The organism is Streptosporangium fragile (assembly GCF_039534445.1).
GTDB classification, from domain to species: domain Bacteria; phylum Actinomycetota; class Actinomycetes; order Streptosporangiales; family Streptosporangiaceae; genus Streptosporangium; species Streptosporangium fragile.
In genome coordinates this window covers 30933-48582 of the sequence record NZ_BAAAVI010000034.1, presented here as the reverse complement: position 1 = coordinate 48582, position 17650 = coordinate 30933, and the positions used below count along the sequence as shown (strand labels likewise).

The 17650-nt window shown below is 72.1% G+C and carries 16 protein-coding genes; 9 read left to right on the top strand and 7 right to left on the bottom strand.

What is annotated here, in order from left to right:
* Nucleotides 1-255 precede the first annotated feature (255 nt).
* The 6 genes from ABD841_RS22595 (at nucleotide 256) to ABD841_RS22570 (ending at nucleotide 7836) form a co-directional block, all read left to right on the top strand.
* The gene (locus ABD841_RS22595; protein WP_344975159.1) at nucleotides 256-1500 is read left to right on the top strand and encodes a glycosyltransferase family 4 protein; all 1245 of its coding nucleotides are present in this window, start codon (nucleotides 256-258) and stop codon (nucleotides 1498-1500) included.
* Between the two features lie 166 nt (nucleotides 1501-1666).
* Nucleotides 1667-2380, top strand: a complete 714-nt coding sequence (locus tag ABD841_RS22590; RefSeq protein WP_344975155.1) for a class I SAM-dependent methyltransferase — start codon at nucleotides 1667-1669, stop codon at nucleotides 2378-2380.
* Entirely contained in the window at nucleotides 2377-3438 is a 1062-nt protein-coding gene (locus ABD841_RS22585; protein ID WP_344975152.1) for a prenyltransferase, read from the top strand. Before ABD841_RS22590 ends, ABD841_RS22585 begins: the two co-directional genes overlap by 4 nt.
* Before the next feature lie 117 nt (nucleotides 3439-3555).
* Nucleotides 3556-4713, top strand: coding sequence for a DUF1702 family protein (locus tag ABD841_RS22580; RefSeq protein ID WP_344975149.1), 1158 nt, complete (start codon nucleotides 3556-3558; stop codon nucleotides 4711-4713).
* A gap of 19 nt (nucleotides 4714-4732) precedes the next feature.
* Nucleotides 4733-6739, top strand: coding sequence for a CRTAC1 family protein (locus ABD841_RS22575; RefSeq protein WP_344975146.1), 2007 nt, complete (start codon nucleotides 4733-4735; stop codon nucleotides 6737-6739).
* Complete coding sequence (locus ABD841_RS22570) at nucleotides 6736-7836, top strand: enediyne biosynthesis protein UnbU (RefSeq protein ID WP_344975143.1); 1101 nt, start codon at nucleotides 6736-6738, stop codon at nucleotides 7834-7836. Before ABD841_RS22575 ends, ABD841_RS22570 begins: the two co-directional genes overlap by 4 nt.
* Here the strand turns inward: ABD841_RS22570 and ABD841_RS22565 are convergent.
* Complete coding sequence (locus tag ABD841_RS22565) at nucleotides 7743-8390, bottom strand: class I SAM-dependent methyltransferase (RefSeq protein ID WP_344975140.1); 648 nt, start codon at nucleotides 8388-8390, stop codon at nucleotides 7743-7745. The genes ABD841_RS22570 and ABD841_RS22565 overlap by 94 nt on opposite strands.
* Nucleotides 8391-8467: 77 nt before the next feature.
* Here ABD841_RS22565 and ABD841_RS22560 point away from each other — a divergent pair, with 77 nt between their 5' ends.
* Genes ABD841_RS22560 through ABD841_RS22550 form a run of 3 tightly spaced genes read left to right on the top strand, consistent with a single transcriptional unit; the run spans nucleotide 8468 to nucleotide 10234 of the window.
* The gene (locus ABD841_RS22560; protein ID WP_344975137.1) at nucleotides 8468-8932 is read left to right on the top strand and encodes a pyridoxamine 5'-phosphate oxidase family protein; all 465 of its coding nucleotides are present in this window, start codon (nucleotides 8468-8470) and stop codon (nucleotides 8930-8932) included.
* A 9-nt stretch (nucleotides 8933-8941) separates the two neighbouring features.
* Entirely contained in the window at nucleotides 8942-9136 is a 195-nt protein-coding gene (locus ABD841_RS22555) for a ferredoxin (protein WP_344975134.1), read from the top strand.
* 12 nt (nucleotides 9137-9148) lie between these two features.
* On the top strand, nucleotides 9149-10234 hold the full coding sequence (locus tag ABD841_RS22550; protein WP_344975132.1) for an alcohol dehydrogenase catalytic domain-containing protein: 1086 nt from the start codon (nucleotides 9149-9151) through the stop codon (nucleotides 10232-10234).
* 251 nt (nucleotides 10235-10485) lie between these two features.
* Here the strand turns inward: ABD841_RS22550 and ABD841_RS22545 are convergent, their stop codons facing one another.
* From ABD841_RS22545 to ABD841_RS22520, 6 genes are all read right to left on the bottom strand, one after another.
* The gene (locus ABD841_RS22545) at nucleotides 10486-11493 is read right to left on the bottom strand and encodes a sugar phosphate isomerase/epimerase family protein (RefSeq protein ID WP_344975129.1); all 1008 of its coding nucleotides are present in this window, start codon (nucleotides 11491-11493) and stop codon (nucleotides 10486-10488) included.
* Entirely contained in the window at nucleotides 11490-12674 is a 1185-nt protein-coding gene (locus tag ABD841_RS22540; RefSeq protein ID WP_344975126.1) for a Gfo/Idh/MocA family protein, read from the bottom strand. Before ABD841_RS22540 ends, ABD841_RS22545 begins: the two co-directional genes overlap by 4 nt.
* Nucleotides 12674-13735 (bottom strand): ABC transporter substrate-binding protein, encoded by a 1062-nt coding sequence (locus ABD841_RS22535; protein WP_344975123.1) that lies wholly within the window; start codon nucleotides 13733-13735, stop codon nucleotides 12674-12676. The genes ABD841_RS22540 and ABD841_RS22535 overlap by 1 nt, the downstream gene beginning before the upstream one ends.
* A gap of 73 nt (nucleotides 13736-13808) precedes the next feature.
* Nucleotides 13809-14840 carry an ABC transporter permease gene (locus ABD841_RS22530; protein ID WP_344975120.1) on the bottom strand — a complete coding sequence of 344 codons (1032 nt, stop codon included), beginning with the start codon at nucleotides 14838-14840 and terminating at the stop codon, nucleotides 13809-13811.
* Nucleotides 14841-14892: 52 nt separating this feature from the next.
* Nucleotides 14893-16434, bottom strand: coding sequence for a sugar ABC transporter ATP-binding protein (locus ABD841_RS22525; RefSeq protein ID WP_344975117.1), 1542 nt, complete (start codon nucleotides 16432-16434; stop codon nucleotides 14893-14895).
* On the bottom strand, nucleotides 16431-17612 hold the full coding sequence (locus ABD841_RS22520; RefSeq protein ID WP_344975115.1) for an ROK family protein: 1182 nt from the start codon (nucleotides 17610-17612) through the stop codon (nucleotides 16431-16433). The genes ABD841_RS22525 and ABD841_RS22520 overlap by 4 nt, the downstream gene beginning before the upstream one ends.
* Between the last annotated feature and the right edge of the window lie 38 nt (nucleotides 17613-17650).

The window sequence follows — 17650 nt, the reverse complement described above, 5'->3', positions numbered from 1 at the left end:
CGGTCTTTGCCGTTTGATTGGCGAATGTACCCCTACACCCCCGGATGGGCACCATGCCGATCAAGGCGTGCATAGAACGCGTTTCACCGAATCATGCTCGGTAAGAGTAACTTCCCAGTTCGCGCCGCGTGAAGCGTGCCCAAGGGAACAATTCCACATCAGGTACAACAGAGCTACCGAATGGTAGTGTCCGAGGACTAAGGTCATCTTTCGCGGTACCTGTCCCCTTTCGGACAGGGTCAGAAAGGGGTTGCCGTGCCGGGTGCTGACTCACTGCGGGTGGCGCTGCTGTCGTACCGGAGCAAGCCGACCTGCGGTGGACAGGGCGTCTACCTGCGTCATCTCAGCCGCGAACTGGTCGCCCTCGGGCACCGGGTGGAGGTCTTCTCCGGCCAGCCCTACCCGGAACTGGACGAGGGCGTCATCCTCACCAAGGTCCCCAGCCTGGACCTGTACCGGGACGAGGACCCCTTCCGCACCCCCAAGCTGCACGAGTACCGCGACTGGATCGACTGGCTCGAAGTGTCCACCATGTGGACCGCCGGCTTCCCCGAGCCGCTGACCTTCACCCTGCGGGCCTACCGGGAGCTGAAGAAGCGCGTCGGCGACTTCGACGTGGTGCACGACAACCAGACGCTCGGCTACGGCCTGCTGGGCATCCAGAAGCTGTTCCCGGTGGTCGGCTCCATCCATCACCCGATCAGCGTCGACCGGCGCATCGAGCTGGAGGCGGCGCCGCTGCGCAAGAAACTCTCGATGCGGCGCTGGTACGGCTTCGTGCGCATGCAGGCCAAGGTCGCGCCACGGCTCAACCCGATCCTGACCGTCAGCGAGTCGTCCCTGGCCGACATCCACCGCGACTTCAACGTGCCCCAGACGAACATGCGGCTCATCCCGTTGGGCGTGGACACCCGTTACTTCCACCCGCGCCCGGAGCTGCCCAAGCGGCCCGGCTCGATCGTCGCGGTGGCCAGCGCCGACTCCCCGATGAAGGGCGTGGCGACACTGCTGCGGGCGGTGGCGAAGCTCGCCACCGAGCGCGACGTCAACCTCACCGTGGTCAGCAAACCCACCCCGGGCGGCCCGACCGAGAAACTGGTCACCGAGCTGGCGCTCCAGGACCGGGTCACGTTCGTCCACGGCATCTCCGACACCGAGCTGGGCGAACTGATCGCCACCGCGGAGATCTCGGTCGTGCCCTCCCTGTACGAGGGCTTCTCGCTGCCGGCCGTCGAGCACATGGCCTGCGGCACCCCGCTGGTCGCCAGCCGGACCGGGGCCCTGCCCGAGGTCGTGGGCGACGCGGCCATCCAGGTGACCCCGGGCGACCCCGAGGAGCTGGCCGCCGTGCTGCGCCGCCTGCACGACTCCCCGGAGGAGCGGGCGGCGGTGGGCCGCAAGGGCTACGACCGGGTCATGGAGCGCTTCACCTGGAACGCCGTCGCCAAACAGACCGTGGAGGCCTACCGCGAGGCCATCCAGGCCCGGCGCGCGAGGTAGCGGCCCACGGTGGCCCGGCGTCGCGGAGACACGGACCCGGTGATCCGACGACCCGCCCGGCCCCCGGCCCCACCTGACTCCTGATGGCCCCTGACGATCTCTGACGGCCGTCTCAAGAGACCCATCTCACGACCCCCAACAGGAAAACCCCCAAGAGGAGCGGCGAGTGCTGACAGTCGACTTCGACCGGTTGCCCGTGGGGCCCGGAACCCGAGTCCTGGATCTGGGCTGCGGCGGTGGACGGCACGCGTTCGAGGTGCTGCGGCGCGGCGCCGACGTGGTGGCCTTCGACATGGATGCCAAGGAGCTGGAGGGCGTGGCGAGCATGTTCGCCGCGATGGACAAGGCCGGCGAGGTCCCCGCGAACGCGACGGCGGAGACCGTGACGGGCGACGCGCTGGACATGCCGTTCGAGGACGCGAGCTTCGACCGGGTGATCGCCGCCGAGGTGCTGGAGCACATCCCCGACGACATGGCCGCCATGCGGGAGATCTTCCGGGTGCTCAAGCCCGGCGGTCGGGCGGCCGTCACGGTGCCGAGCTTCCTGCCCGAGCGCATCTGCTGGGCTCTGGACGAGGCGTACCACACGGCCCCCGGCGGGCACGTCCGCATCTACACGCTCGCCGAACTCAGCGCCAAGCTGAAGGCGACCGGCTTCGCCATCGGCCCGCACCACCACGCCCACGGCCTGCACGCGCCGTACTGGTGGATCAAGTGCGCGGTCGGGGTCGGCAACGACGACCACCCGCTGGCCAAGGCCTACCACGAGCTCCTGGTCTGGGACATCATGAAGCGGCCCGCCGTCACCAGGGTCGCCGAAGCCGTGCTGAACCCGCTCATCGGCAAGAGCGTGGTGCTCTACGTCCGGAAGCCCGGATGAGCGACCTGATCGACCCGATGAACTGGGAACAGGTCGTCCGGACCGCCCGCAGCATCGCGGCGGTCCAGGAGCCGGACGGGGGCGTCCCGTGGCCCGAGGGGCACGTGGACGCCTGGAACCACGTCGAGTGCCTGATGGCGATGCGGGTGGCGGGGCTCACCGGCCCCGTCCGCCGGGGGTACGACTGGCTGGTCCGCACCCAGCGGCCCGACGGCTCCTGGCCGATGAAACTGGTCGGCGGCCAGGCCGTCGAGCACGGCGGCGAATCCAACCACGCCGCCTACGTCGCGGTCGGCGTCTGGCACGAACTGCTGGTCACCGGCGATGAGGACTTCGCCCGCCGGATGTGGCCGGTCGTGCGGTCGGCGCTGGATTTCGTGGTCGAGCTGCAGACCACCCGGGGCGAGATCGTCTGGGAGCGCGCGGCCGACGGCAGGCCGGCCGAGTACGCGCTGCTGACCGGCTGCGCCTCCATCCACCAGGGCCTGCGCAGCGGTGTGCTGCTCGGCGAGCACCTGGGCGACCCGCAACCCGACTGGGAACTGGCCGCCGACCAGCTCGGGCACGTGCTGGTCGCGCACCCCGAGGCGTTCGCCGACAAGAGCCGCTTCTCGATGGACTGGTACTACCCGATCCTCGGCGGCGCGGTGCGCGGCCCCGCCGCCCTGGCACGCCTGGCCGAGGAGTGGGACACGTTCGTGGAGCCGGGCCTCGGCATCCGCTGCGTCTCCGACCAGCCCTGGGTGACCGGCGCCGAGACCTGCGAGCTGGTGCTCACACTGGACGCCGTGGGTGATCGTGAGCGGGCGCTGAAGCTGTTCGCGGACATGCAGCACCTGCGGCACGAGGACGGCTCCTACTGGACCGGCTGGCAGTTCGCGAACCGGAAGTGGTTCCCGCACGAGCGTTCGGCCTACACCGCGGCCGCGGTCGTGCTCGCCGCCGACGCGCTGACCGGCCGCACCCCCGGCGCGGGTATCTTCCGGGACGCGGGCCGGTACGTGACCGATCGCCCCACCGCCGCCTGCGGATGCAGCCACGCCGGTTCCCGGAACTGACATCCCGGCCGCGGCCGGGATGTCTTCGCCCGCGGCCGGGAGGCTAGCGCTTTCTTTGCCAGGCACCGGAAACACGGTGCTTGAAGGGCAGAATGCGGCTCACTACGTTCGGGGCCTGTGAGCGATGCGGAGGGCACCCGGACGATTGCCCAGAGCGACGGCACCGAGACGGGCCTCGCGGAGACCGGCGCCGAGGGCGCCCCGCAGGATCCCCCTGAGCCGGTCCGCCCGGCCCCCGACCTTCCGGCGACGTCCGAGGAGTCGCAACCCGGCGGCCGGACGGAGGCCGCGGAACCGGAACCGGAACCGGAGGCGCTGGAACCGGAGGCGCTGGTGCCGTCCAGGCCGCAGAGGGTGGTCGGGCTGCTGTGGCAGGACCTCGACCGGGCCGGGTTCGGGCCTCGGCGGTTCGGGCTGGGGCCGGCGCGCGAGCGGCTGGAGGCCGCGAGACGGTCGTTCCTGGCCGGGTTCAACGCGGTGATCGCCGGGGAGGCCGGGCGGATCGACGACCTCCGCGAGGAGTCGCGCGGGTTCGCGTACGAGGGTGCGGGCGCGGCGTGCGCGACCCTCGACGTGCTCACACTCACCGGTGGGCGCCGGCTCCGGGAACTGCTCAGCGGGCAGGGCATGCGCTACCCGCACCTCATCCACATGGGCACCGGCTCGGCGTACGCCCGCATGCGCATGCGGCCGATGTGGGGCGTCCGCGCGGTCCACCCGCTGCTGCGCTGGCTGGCCTTCGACGGGTTCGGCTTCCACCAGGGCTTCTTCGCGGCCGACCGCACGGTGGGGCGCCAGCGCACCGCGAGCCTCATGGACCGGACCCAACGGGCGATCTTCGACCAGGGCCTGGGCCGGCTGCTCTGGTTCCACGAGTGCGCCGGGGTGGACGACGTCATCCTGCGCGTCGCCGAGTTCCCGCCGGGACGTCGCGCGGACCTGTGGAGCGGGGTGGGCCTGGCCGCCGCGTACACCGGGGGCGCGACCGTCGCGGACCTGGAGCGGCTGGCCGCCACCGCGGCCGAGGACGGCTTCCGCGCGCACCTCGCCCAGGGCTGCGCCCTCGCCTGCGCCTCCCGGCTGATCTCCGGGGTCGTCCCCGAGCACACCGTGTCCGCCGCACCCGCGCTGTGCGGGGCGGAGGTGGACGAGGCCGGGGGCTGGACCGACGCCGCGCTCGTCGCGCTGGGTCACAACGCCCACAGCGGCGACCACTACCAGGCCTGGCGGGCCGGCATCCGGAAGGCCTGGGCACGGCGCAACCGTGATTCTTGACCACGGCCCCGGGGGAGCGGTGACAGGGACGTCAGGGGTTCGCAGGTGCGCGGCCGGTGCTCTCGCGACGGCGCTCGCCGTCACGGGGTGGGTGCTGACCGACGCGCCGGACATCCCGCCGGCGGAGGCGTCGGCAGAGTTCTCCTTCCACGCCGAACCGCTCGGCCCGCCCGGCAGGCCCGGTGACCGCACCCTGCGGCGGGTCGCGCCGGGTTACGAGCGCGTGCGGGCCTGGGTGTCGGCGACGGGTGCCGCGGTCGCCCTGTTCGACGTGGACAACGCGGTCGTCTCCGACGACGTGTGCCTGGTGGACCCGCGCCACGACACGGTCACCGTCAGGCCCGCGCCCGGGACGTCCGGCCGCTACCGGCCGTTCACGCTGGTCCCCCCGGACCGCCGGCCGTACGAGGCGCCGACCGGTTGCCTGCCCGCCGACCTCGACCAGGACGGCTGGCAGGACCTGGTCGTCTACTACTGGGGCCGCTCCCCCTCGCTGTTCCTGCGCGTGCCCGGAGCGCCCCCGTCCGGGGCGGCCTTCCGCCACCGCGGGCTGACCGCCGAGCCGGAGATCTGGAACACCAGCGCCGCCACGGTCGGCGACTTCGACGGCGACGGCCGCCTGGACCTGGTCTTCGGCAACTACTTCCCGGACGGCGCCAGGGTGCTGGACGGCACCGGCGACCACGGCGACATCGTGACGCCCGACTCGCTGTCCGCCGCCGGCAACGGCGGCACCGACCGGCTCTACCGCGCGACCGGGCCGGCGGCGTTCGCCGAGGTGAAGGGGGTGTTCGACGACGTCGGCGGGGGCAGGGGCTGGACGCTCGCACTCGGCGCGCAGGACCTGGACCGCGACGGGCGGCCCGAGCTGTACGTGGCCAACGACTTCGGCCCGGACCGGCTGCTGGTCAACGAGTCGGCGCCCGGCCGCGTCCGGTTCACCGAGGCCCGGGGTGTCCGGCACCCGGCCACCCCCCGGTCCCGGATCATCGGCCGGGACTCGGCCAAGGGCGCGGGTGTCGGCTTCACCGACCTCGACGCCGACGGCGGGCCGGACATCCTGGTGAGCAACGCCGCCGAAGACCGGGTGCTGCCCGGAGGCACCTTCGCCTTCCTCTCCCGGCCGGGCGGGCTCCACGAGGGCCACGCGCCCTACGACGACCGCGCCGGGGCGCTGGGGCTCCGTCGCGCCGGCTGGGCCTGGGACGTCAAGGCCGCGGACTTCGACAACGACGGCGACGACGAGGTCCTGCACGCGGCCGGGTTCGTCAGGGGCGAGGTCGACCGGTGGGCGCAGTTCCAGGAGGCGATGGCCGCCAACGACCTGGCCGCGTCCCACCCTTCGCTGTGGCCGGGCATCGGGGCCGGGGACGACCTGTCGGGCCGTACCCCGAACACCTTCTTCACCCGCGGCCCGGACGGCCGCTACACGGACGTGGCCCGGCGGGCGGGGGTCGCGGGCGGCGCGGTCAGCCGGGCGCTGGCCGTCGGCGACGTGGACGACGACGGGCGGCTGGACTTCGCGGTCGCCAACCAGTGGGCCGCGTCGGCGCTCTACCGCAACCACGGTCCCACCGCGTCGTTCGTGGGCCTGCGCCTGCGCCTGCCCGCCGGCCACTGCCCTGCCACCGGAGACCCCGCCGCCGGAGGTTCCAGCCCGGACGCCCCCGCCACCGGAGGCCCCGCCCCGGGTGCCCCCGCCGCGGACGGTTCCGTTCCCGGTGGTCCCGCCGCCGGACCGCGGTCGCGGGCGACACGGCCGGCCATCGGGGCCGTGGCCACGGTGCGCCTGCCTGACGGGAGCACCCGCAGCAGGCAGCTCTACCCGGCGGGCGGGCACAACGGGGTGTCCGCTCCCGAGTTGCTGTTCGGGTTGGGCGACGAGATGCCGGACGCGCCGCTCCCGGTCGAGATCTCCTGGCGGGACGCCTGCGGCGGCGCCCGTTCCGCCTCGGTGTCCCTGGAACCCGGCTGGCACCGCATCCTGCTGGCCGACGGCCGAGCATCGGAGGTCCGGCACCCGTGAACGCCCCCCGGAGACCCACCCGACGCACGATCCCGAACCCCGCCCCACGGCGCACCCGGGGGCCGCGGGAACGGCGGAGTGCGGCGCTGCGCCGGGCGGCGGGCTCTCTCACGCTCCTCACCCTGCTCGGGCACACCCTGCTCGGCTTCGAGCAGGCCTGTCTCGCGCCGGTCGTCGGCGCGCTCACCGGCGTGGCAGCCGAGTTCGGGCTGGAGACCGTGGACGCGTGGGCCCGGCGGCGCCCGGCCCGCTACCTCGGGACGCGCGACGAGGCGGTCGACTTCTTCCTGCCGTCCTATACATGCGGCCTGCTCTGCGCGATGCTGCTGCACGGCGACTCGGGCCTGGCCCCGGTCGCGCTGGCCGTCCTGATCGGGGTCGGCGGCACGTACGCCCTGCGGGTGCGGGTGCCGGGGGCCGCCGCGGGCCCCGGCGGGGACGTGCCCGGGACGCCCTTCATGAACCCGTCGAACACCGGTGTCACCGCCGTGCTGCTGCTGTTCCCCTGGGTCGGCGCCGCGCCGCAGCACCAGTTCACCGCCGGGGTGTCCGGGCCGCTTGACGCGATCGTGCCGCTGGTCGTGCTCGCCGCGGGCCTGGCGTCGACCGCCGGGCCGGCGGGGAGGCTGCCGCTGGTCCTGGGCTGGACTGCCGGGTTCGCCCTGCAGGCGCTCGCCCGAGGCGGCCTGGGCGACGTCTCGGTGGCCGCCGCGCTGCTCCCGATGACCGGGACGGCCTTCGCCGTCCACACCGCCTACATGCTCGCCGACCCGGCCACCGCGCCGCGCAGGCCCCGCGACCAGGTGGCGTTCGGCCTGGCCACGGCGGCGCTCTACGGCCTGCTGGTCCAGTTCCACGTCGTCTCCGGGCTGTTCCTCTCCCTCGCGCTCGCCTGCGCGGGCCGGGGCCTGGTGCTCGCCTGCGCGGCCCGAGGTCCGGCGTCGGCCGTGCCGGTCCGCCTCGGGCCGCCCGGGGGCGCCGCCGACGCGCCCCCGTACGGGCGTCAGCCGATGCCGGGGGCGATCCGCTCCAGCACCCGGAGCGATCCCTCGCGCCGGACCTCCTCGAACGCGCCGGAGGCGAGCGCCCGCAGGTAGACCCGGTAGGGCGCCTGCCCGCCGTCGGCCGGGTCCGGGTAGATGTCGTGGAAGACCAGCGCGCCGCCCCGCATGACGTGCGGGGCCCAGCCCTCGTAGTCCTCGGTCACCGGCTCCTCGGAGTGGCCGCCGTCGACGAAGAGCATCGCCAGCGGGGTGTTCCACAGCCTGGCGACGGTCGCCGACCTGCCGACGATCGCGATGACCTCGTCCTCCAGCCCGGCCGCCGCGATGGTGGCGCGGAAGGTGGGCAGCGAGTCCATCTTGCCGAAGCGGTGGTCCACCAGCGTGGGGTCGTGGTGGGCCCACCCGGGCTGGATCTCCTCCGAGCCCCGGTGGTGGTCCACGGTGAAGACGACGGACCCGGCCTGCCGGGCACCCGCGCCGAGGTAGACGGCCGACTTGCCGCAGTAGCTGCCGATCTCGCAGATCGGGCCGCGCCCGCCGTACGCGGCGGCGGTCTCGAACAGCGCGAGGCCCTCCGCGTGCGGCATGAAACCCTTGGCGCGCTGGGCCGCGTGCAACAGGTCCGCGGGCATGGTGGCGTTGCTCATCGCAGCAGACTACCCAGACCGAATAACGTTCCGTACGGCTCTTGCCCCACCTTATGGAACGTGTTCTACTTTGCACCGTGAACCAGCGCGCCCGCATCGTGATGTCCGACGACGAGGTGACGGCGTTCGTCGGCCAGTCGCGGAAGCTCCAGCTCGGCACCATCAACCCCGATGGGACACCGCACATGGTGACCATGTTCTACGGGCTGACCGAGGGCAGGATTTCGTTCTGGACCTACGGCAAGGCCCAGAAGACCCGCAACATCGAGCGCGACGCCCGGGTGAGCTGCCTGATCGAGGCCGGAGAGGACTACTCCGAACTGCGCGGTGTACTGATCTACGGGGTGGCCCGGCGGATCGACGACACCGAGGGCATCCTCGATGTCGGCATGAACGTGGCCCGACGGATGGCCGGGATGCCCGAGGCGGAGGAGCAGCTGGCGGAGTACGTGGCCTACACCGGCCGCAAGCGGGTCGCCTTCGTGGTAGAGCCCAGTCGAGTGATCTCCTGGGATCACCGTAAGCTCTCCATCCCCACTTAGGAGGCCCACATGAAAGTCAAAGTCGACTACCTGGTGTGCGAGGCCAACGCGATCTGCACGGGACTCGCCCCGGAAGTCTTCGAGCTCGACGACGACGACCAGCTGCACCTGCTGCTGCCTGAGCCGCCGCCGGAGATGATGGACCGCGTCCGGCACGCCGTGCGGTCCTGTCCCAAAGCCGCCCTCTCCCTTGAGGAGAACTAGGAGGACCCCCCAATGCGTGGTGCGCTTCTGCATGCCGTCGGCGACGACAAGCTCGACATCCGCGACGACTTCACCCTCGCCCCGATGGGCCCGACCGACGTCCGCGTCAAGGTCAGGGCCACCGGTGTCTGTCACTCGGACCTGTCGGTGATCAGCGGCGTGCTGCCCATGCCGCTGCCGGTCATCCCGGGCCACGAGGGCTCGGGCGAGGTCGTCGAGGTCGGCGACCACGTGACCACGGTGCAGCCCGGCGACCATGTCATCATCAACTGGACGCCGGCCTGCGGCTCCTGCCCCAACTGCCTGGTGCAGCAGCCGTACCTGTGCATGACCTACGTGATGGACAGCTTCGTCAACGCCCGCTTCCGCTACGGCGGCGACACCCCGGCGTTCGGCATGGCCGGGTGCGGCACCTGGTCGGAGGAGATCGTGGTGCCCTGGCAGGGCGCGATCAAGATCGACCCCGAGGTGCCCTTCGAGGCGGCGGCGCTGATCGGCTGCGGGGTCACCACCGGCGTGGGCGCGGCACTCAACACCGCCCGCGTCAGGCCCGGCTCCACCGTGGCGGTGGTCGGCGCCGGCGGCATCGGCCTGTCCATCATCCAGGGCGCCCGCATCTCCGGGGCCACCACGATCCTGGCGATCGACCCCCTGGAGTCCAAGCACGCCCTGGCGAAGAAGGTCGGCGCCACCCACGCCGTCACGCCCGACCAGCTGCCGGACGCGATCGGCACGCTCACCGGCGGCCTCGGGTTCGACTACGGATTCGAGGCGGTCGGCAAGTCCGCGGCGATCATGACAGCCTGGCAGGCGACCCGGCGCGGCGGTGACGTGATCGTGGTGGGCGCGGGCGCGATGGACGACACCGTCCCGCTGAGCGCCTTCAGCCTGATGTTCGAGGGCAAGAACCTCCTGAGCTCGCTGTACGGCGGCTCGGACGTCCGGCGCGACTTCCCCTTCTTCGCCGGCCTCTACAAGGCGGGCAAGCTGGACCTGGAGAGCATGATCAGCGCGCGCATCAAGCTGGCCGACCTGAACGACGCCGTGGCGGCCCTGCGCGGCGGCGAGGTGCTGCGCCAGGTCGTCGTCCTCGACTGATCCCGCGCCGCCCGCCGCGGATCCGCGTCTCGGCCGGTCTCACGGCTCGGCCGAGCCCGCGGCCTGCCGGGCCTCCGCGCTCTCCCCGCGGCCCGTCCGCCGGTACGGCCGGCGCGGCGGGCCGCGTTCCGCGCGGCGGACCGGACCCCGGCGGAGCGAACCCCTCGGTACAGCGAACCCCTCGGCGGAACGGGTCCGCTCCGTGAAGCGGGGCCCACTCCATGGAGCGAGCCCCTCGGCGGAGCCGGGTCCTACTCGGTGGAGAAGGCGGCGTCGAAGGGCGCCGACGGCGGGGTGATCGCGTTGAGCCGGCGGATGACCGCCAGCGCGTCCGGCGCCCCGTCCAGGCGGTCCATGCCCGCGTCCTCCCACTCGATCGAGATCGGCCCGTCGTAGCCGATCGCGTTCAGCGCCCGGAAGCAGTCCTCCCACGGCACGTCCCCGCGGCCGGTGGACACGAAGTCCCAGCCGCGGCGCAGGTCGGCCCAGGGCAGGTGCGACGACAGGCGGCCGCGCCGGCCGTCGCCGGTGCGCACCTTGGCGTCCTTGCAGTCGACGTGGTAGATCCGGTCGGCGAAGTCCAGGATGAAGTTCACCGGGTCGATCTCCTGCCACACCATGTGGGAGGGGTCCCAGTTCAGCCCGAACGCCGGCCGGTGCCCGATCGCCTCCAGGGTGCGCACCGTGGTGTGGTAGTCGTAGGCGATCTCGCTGGGGTGCACCTCGTGCGCGAAGCGCACCCCGACCTCGTCGAAGACGTCCAGGATCGGGTTCCACCGGTCGGCGAAGTCGGCGTACCCGGCGTCGATCATCGAGGCGGGCACCGGCGGGAACATCGCCACGGTGTGCCAGATGGACGAGCCGGTGAACCCGACCACCGTGTTCACGCCGAGCTTGGCCGCGGCCCGCGCGGTGTCCTTCATCTCCTCGGCCGCGCGCCGGCGCACCCCCTCGGGCTCGCCGTCGCCCCAGATCCGCGCGGGCAGGATGCCCCTGTGCCGCTCGTCGATGGGGTTGTCGCAGACGGCCTGGCCCAGCAGGTGGTTGGAGATCGTCCACACCTTCAGGTTGTGCTTGGCCAGCACCTGGAGCTTGCGCTCGACGTAGGAGTCGTCGGCCAGCGCCTTGTCCACCTCGAAGTGGTCGCCCCAGCAGGCGATCTCCAGGCCGTCGTACCCCCACTGCGAGGCCAGCCGGCACACCTCCTCGAACGGCAGATCGGCCCACTGGCCGGTGAACAGCGTGATCGGTCTGCTCATACGTCCTCCACGGGTGTCAGCCGGCTGCCCTGAGCCGCGCTCGCCTCGACCGCGCCCAGCACCCGCTGCACCCGCAGGCCGTCGTCGAAGGACGGCTCGGGGGCGGTGCCGGCGGCGATCGCCTCCAGGAAGTCCTTCACCTCGTGGGTGAAGGTGTGCTCGTACCCCAGGCCGTGACCGGGCGGCCACCACGCGCCGGCGTAGGGGTGGTCGGCCTCGGTGACCAGGACCCGCCGGAAGCCCGCCTCGGCGTCGTCGAGGGTGTGGTCGTGGAACCACAGCTCGTTCATCGCCTCGAAGTCGAAGGCCAGGCTGCCCAGCGAGCCGTTGATCTCCAGGCGCAGCGCGTTCTTGCGCCCGGTGGCGAACCGGGTGGCCTCGAAGGAGGCCAGGGCGCCGCCCGACATCCGCCCGATGAACAGCGCGGCGTCGTCCACGGTGACCGTGCCGGTCCCGGTGCCGCCGCCGGCCGAGAGCCCGGACGAGCTGCCGGCCAGCGGGCGCTCCTTGACGAACGTCTCGGTCAGCCCAGACACCTCGGTGATGCGCTCGCCGGTGACGAACTGGGCGGTGTCGATGATGTGCGCGCCGATGTCGCCCAGCGCCCCCGACCCGGCCTTGTCCTTCTGCAGCCGCCACACCAGCGGGAACTCCGGATCGACGATCCAGTCCTGCAGGTACTGGGCCCGCACGTGCCGGATCCGGCCGATCCTGCCCTCGGCGATCCACCGGCGGGCCAGCGCGATCGCGGGCACCCGGCGGTAGTTGAACGCCACCATCGCGTACACCCCGCGCTCGGCTGCGGCGCGGGCGGCGGCGGCCATGGCCTCGGCCTCGGCGACGGTGTTGGCCAGCGGCTTCTCGCAGATGACGTGCTTACCCGCCTCCAGCGCCGCGATGGCGATCTCGGCGTGGCTGTCACCCGGCGTGCAGATGTCGACGACGTCGACGTCCTCGCGGTGGACGAGCTTGCGCCAGTCGGTCTCCACCGCGGCCCAGCCCAGCCGGTCCGCGGCCTCGGCGGTCGCCGTGGCGGAACGCCCGCACAGCGCGTTCATCGACGGCCGGACGGGCAGGTCGAAGAAGGCCGAGACGCTGCGCCAGGCCTGCGAGTGCACCCGGCCCATGAACGCGTACCCGACCATGCCGATCCCCAGCGTCGGCCTGTCTGCTGCGCCCATCAGGACTCGAATCCGAGAGGCAGGTACTTGTCCACGTTCTCCTTGGTGATCGTCTCCGACGCCAACGTGATGGACTGCGGCACCTGCTGCTCCACCAGGTCGCTCATTCCCTTGCCCTGCGCGATCAGGCGGGCCAGCTTGATCGCCGAGGAGGCCATCGTCGGGCTGTAGGTGACGGTGGCCTTCAGCACCCCGCTGTCGGCCTGGATCTCGCGCATCGCGTTGGCCGACCCGGCGCCGCCGACCATGAAGAACTCGCTGCGCCCGGCCTCCTTGATCGCGGCCAGCACACCGATGCCCTGGTCGTCGTCGTGGTTCCAGATCGCGTCGATCTTCTTGTGCGCCTGCAGCAGGTTGGCCGCCACCTTGGTGCCCGACTCCACGGTGAACTGCGCGTCCTGCTTGGCCGTCACCTTGAACCCGTAGGTCTTCAGCGCGTCCTCGAAGCCCTTGCTGCGGTCCTGGGTCAGCGGCAGCGTGGCGATGCCCTGGATCTCCAGGATCACCGGGTCGGCGACGCCCTTGTCCTTGAGCGTCTTGCCGACGTAGTGCCCGGCCGCGACCCCCATGCCGTAGTTGTCGCCGCCGATCCAGGTCCGGTACGACAGCTTGTCGGGGAAGACCCGGTCCAGGTTGATCACCGGGATGCCCGCGTCCGAGGCCTGCCGCGCGATCTGGTTGAGCTGCTGGCCGTCGTTGGGCAGGATCACCAGCGCGGCCACCTTGGCCGCGATCAGCGACTCCACCGCGGAGATCTGCGCGTTGATGTCGTTGGTCGGCTCGACCGGCTTGAACTCCACATCCGAGTACTGCTTGGCGGTGGCTTCGGCGTTCTTGGCGATGGCGGCGATCCAGCCGTGGTCGGCCGCCGGGGCCGAGAAGCCGATGACGACCTTCTCGCCGGGGGCGTCGTTGCCGCCGGTGGCAGCGGGCGCCGGCGCCGCGGCGGCCGTGCTCGGCGCCGCCGCGGGCTCGTTGCTCGTGCACGCGCTCACCAGGGCACCGGCCCCGATGACGGCTCCGCCGAGCAGGAATCCGCGGCGGGCGACGTTCTCTGTCATGACCTTGCTCCTTTGTGGGGGGTGCGGATGGCACGCGCCCCGCGGACCCCTGACCGGTCCGCGGGACGCGGGTCTAGGTTCGTGATTCGAGGCTGCGCCGCTGGAGCAGCACGGCCACCACGATGATCAGGCCCTTGGCGATCAGCTGGTCGCTGGTGTTGAGCCCGTTGAGGATGAACAGGTTGGTGATCACCGTGAAGATCAGCAGGCCGAGGATCGACCCGATGATCGTGCCGCGGCCGCCGGTCAGCAGCGTGCCACCGATGATCACCGCGGCGATCGCGTCCAGCTCGTACAGGTCGCCGTGGGTGGACGAGCCCGTCGTGGTCCGCGCCATGATCAGCACCGCCGCGATGCCGCAGCACAGCCCGGACAGCGCGTACAGCAGCATGGTGTGCCGGCGCACGTCGATGCCGGCCAGCCGGGCCGCCTCGGGGTTGCCGCCGACGGCGTAGGTGCGCCGGCCGAACGTGGTGCGGTTCAGCAGCACCCAGCCCAGCACCACCACCACCGCGAAGATGTAGACCAGCACCGGGATGCCCAGCACCCGGGTGGTCGACAGCTCCACGATCGTCTGGTTGCCCTGCTGCACCAACTGGGTCTTGCGGTCCGACATCCGCTGGGCCAGGCCCCGGGCGGCCACCAGCATGGCCAGCGTCGCGATGAACGGCACCAGCCGCCCGTAGGCGATCAGCAGCCCGTTGACCAGCCCGGCGCCGGTGCCCACCAGCACCGCGCACAGGATCATCACGAACGGGCCGTAGGACTGGGTGGCCAGCGTGGTCGCCCAGACCGAGGCCAGCGCCATCACCGCGCCGACCGACAGGTCGATCCCGCCACCGATGATCACGAAGGTCATGCCGACGGTGATCACCCCGATGGTCGCGGCCAGCGACAGGATGCTCACCATGTTGGAGGTCGTGGCGAAGGTCTCGGGCACCGTCACCAGGCCCACCACCGCCAACAGCACCAGAGCGATCACCAACCCGAGGTGACGGGCCTCCCCCAGGCGGGTGAGCCCCAGCCGGGAGAGCGAGCCGCCCTCGGCGGCGGGTGCGGGAGCGGGCACCTTGATCTGGGCGCGCTCGTCGGCGGGCGGCCTCACCGGGACCTCACCGGGATACCCCGGTCCCGCGACCCGAGGGGAATGGCGTTCATCACAGCGCACTGCCTTCCATGATCATGTCGAGCACTCGATGTTCGTCCAGCTCACCGGCGCCGGCCTCGTGGATGATGTGGCCCTCGCGGATGACCAGGACGCGGTCGGCCAGGCCGAGCACCTCCGGTACCTCGCTGGAGACCAGCAGCACCCCGATCCCCTCGTCGGCCAGCTTCCGCACCACCGCGTACAGCTCCGCCCGGGCGCCGACGTCCACCCCGCGGGTGGGCTCGTCCAGCAGCAGCAGCTTGCGGCCGTTGATCAGCCAGCGCGCCAGCACCGCCTTCTGCTGGTTGCCACCCGAGAGCGTCCTGACCGGCCGCTCCGGGTCCGGGGGGCGGATGTCCAGGGCCGCCACCATGCCGCGGGCGTCCTCGGCCTCGCGGCGCCGGTCCATCCAGCCCAGCCGCGAGTAGCGGCCCAGGCTGGCAAGCGTGATGTTGCGCGCCACGCTCTCGCCCAGCAGCAGCGCCTGCGCCTTGCGCTCCTCGGGGGCCAGGCCCATGCCCAGCCGGACCGCGCCCGTGGTGCCGCCGCGGCGGACGGGTCTGCCCTCCAGGATCACCCGCCCGGAGAACCGGCGCGCCCCGTAGATCGCCTCGATGATCTCCGAGCGGCCCGAGCCGACCAGCCCGGCCAGCCCGACGATCTCCCCCGCCCGCACCGAGAACGACACGTCGGTGAAGACACCCGGAACGGTGAGCCCCTCGACCCGGAGCACCTCGGCCCCCGTGGCGGGTTCCGCGCGGCGCGGCGGGAAGACGTACTCGACGTTGCGGCCGGTCATCAACGCCACGACCTGCGAGGTCGGCGTCTCCTTGGCCGGCAGCCCGACCGCGACCGTGCGGCCGTCCTTGAGCACCGTCACCCGGTCCCCGATCTCGCGGATCTCCTCCAGCCGGTGCGAGATGTAGATCACCGCAACGCCCTGCGCGGTCAGCTCCCGGATGATGCGGAAGAGGTTGGCGACCTCGTCGTGGGCCAGCGCCGCGGACGGCTCGTCCATCACGATCAGCCGGGTGTCGTGCGACAGCGCCCGCGCCATGCTCACCACCTGCTTGGCCGCCGGGGAGAGCCGGCCCACCTCGGTGGTGGGGCGGATCTCGCCGTGCCCGAGCCGGGCCAGCAGCTCGCGGGTGGCCCGGTTGGCCTCGCCCTGGCTGACGAACCCCAGCCGGGCCGGCTCGTGGCCGAGGAAGACGTTCTCGGCCACGCTGAGCCCGTCGACCAGGTCCAGCTCCTGGTACATCGTGGAGATGCCCAGCCGGATCGCGGCCGTCGGGCTGGACAGGCGCACCTCCTGGCCGCCGAAGGCGATGGTGCCCTCGTCGGGCTGGTGCGCCCCGGCGAGGACCTTGATGAGCGTGGACTTGCCCGCGCCGTTCTGGCCGAGCAGGCAGTGCACCTCCCCCGGCAGTACCTCCAGGTCGACGCCGTCCAGGGCGCGCACGCCGGGGAACTGCTTGACGATGCCCCGCATGAGCAGCATGGGGGCGGTTTCGGACGCGGCTTCGGGCATGGGGCCTCGCTCGGTGGTCATGGGGCCGAGAAAACGTGGTCGCTGCCGAGCCGGGCCGCGCCGATCACGCCGGCGTCGGGTCCGAGCTCGGAGAGCACGATGGGCAGGTTGCCGGTCGCCAGCGGGAGCGACCTGCGGTAGACGACACTCCTGATCTCGGCCAGCAGCATGTGGCCGAGCTGGGCCACGCCACCCGCGATGATCACGAGGCCCGGGTTGAAGAAGCTGACGAGCCCGGCCAGCACCGTGCCGACCCGGCGCCCGCCGTCGCGGATCAGCCGCGCCGCCTCGGCGTCGCCCATCTCGGCCGCCGTGGCGACGTCCTCGCCGGTGAGCGTGCCGGTCTGCCGGAGCCGTTCGCCCAGGTACGGCGAGCGCCCGGCGATGGCCGTGGCCTCCCGGGCGAGGGCGGCCCCGCCGAAGTACGCCTCCAGGCAGCCGACGTTGCCACAGGCGCAGACGGGGCCGTCATCGTCGACGCGGATGTGGCCGATGTCGCCGGCGCTGCCGGAGACGCCCCGGTAGATCTTGCCGTTCACCACGATGCCGCAGCCGATCCCGGTGCCGATCTTGACGAACAGGAAGTCGTCGACCTGCTTGGCCAGTCCCGAATGCAGCTCGCCCAGGGTCATGATGTTGACGTCGTTGTCGACCACGGCGGGACAGCCGAGCTCCTGGCCGACCGTCTCCCGGACGGGGTAGCGGTCCCAGCCGGGCATGATCGGCGGCGCCACCGGCACCCCCTCGCGAAAGCTGACCGGCCCGGGGACGCCGATTCCGACGCCCTGCAGCTGGGTGAACAGTCCCTGGTCGCGGAGCTTGGCGATCATCTCCATGGCCTTGTCGAGCACGGCCACCGGCCCGTCGCGCACGTCGCACGGCTCGCTCACGTGGCCGAGGATCTCCAGTTCGCCGTCGGTGACGGCCACGTCGAGCGAGGTGGCGCCGATGTCGATGCCGGCGAAGCGGAGGCCGGAGGCCAGGCGGACCATGCCGGACCTGCGCCCGCCACGCGAGGCCGCCAGCCCCGCCTGCTCTGCCAGGCGCAGCTCGATCAGCCGGTCCAGTTCCAGGTTGAGCTTCGACCGGGACAGGCGGATCACGTCGCCGAGCTCGGCACGTGATCTCGCTCTTTCACGCAGCAGCCGGAGCAGCGCAGCCTGGTGGGCATTCTCCGGCCGGACGATGGTCCGCTTCACAACGCCTCCGCGTTCGGAGTGGGATGTGCAGAAGCTAA

What these genes read in the sequence shown, in the direction of transcription:
- ABD841_RS22565 (WP_344975140.1), bottom strand. Translation starts at nt 8,390, where the DNA reads ATGAGCAACGCCACCATGCCCGCGGACCTGTTGCACGCGGCCCAGCGC.
- ABD841_RS22540 (WP_344975126.1), bottom strand. Translation starts at nt 12,674, where the DNA reads ATGGGCGCAGCAGACAGGCCGACGCTGGGGATCGGCATGGTCGGGTAC.
- ABD841_RS22585 (WP_344975152.1), top strand. Translation starts at nt 2,377, where the DNA reads ATGAGCGACCTGATCGACCCGATGAACTGGGAACAGGTCGTCCGGACC.
- ABD841_RS22545 (WP_344975129.1), bottom strand. Translation starts at nt 11,493, where the DNA reads ATGAGCAGACCGATCACGCTGTTCACCGGCCAGTGGGCCGATCTGCCG.
- ABD841_RS22550 (WP_344975132.1), top strand. Translation starts at nt 9,149, where the DNA reads ATGCGTGGTGCGCTTCTGCATGCCGTCGGCGACGACAAGCTCGACATC.
- ABD841_RS22555 (WP_344975134.1), top strand. Translation starts at nt 8,942, where the DNA reads ATGAAAGTCAAAGTCGACTACCTGGTGTGCGAGGCCAACGCGATCTGC.
- ABD841_RS22525 (WP_344975117.1), bottom strand. Translation starts at nt 16,434, where the DNA reads ATGACCACCGAGCGAGGCCCCATGCCCGAAGCCGCGTCCGAAACCGCC.
- ABD841_RS22535 (WP_344975123.1), bottom strand. Translation starts at nt 13,735, where the DNA reads ATGACAGAGAACGTCGCCCGCCGCGGATTCCTGCTCGGCGGAGCCGTC.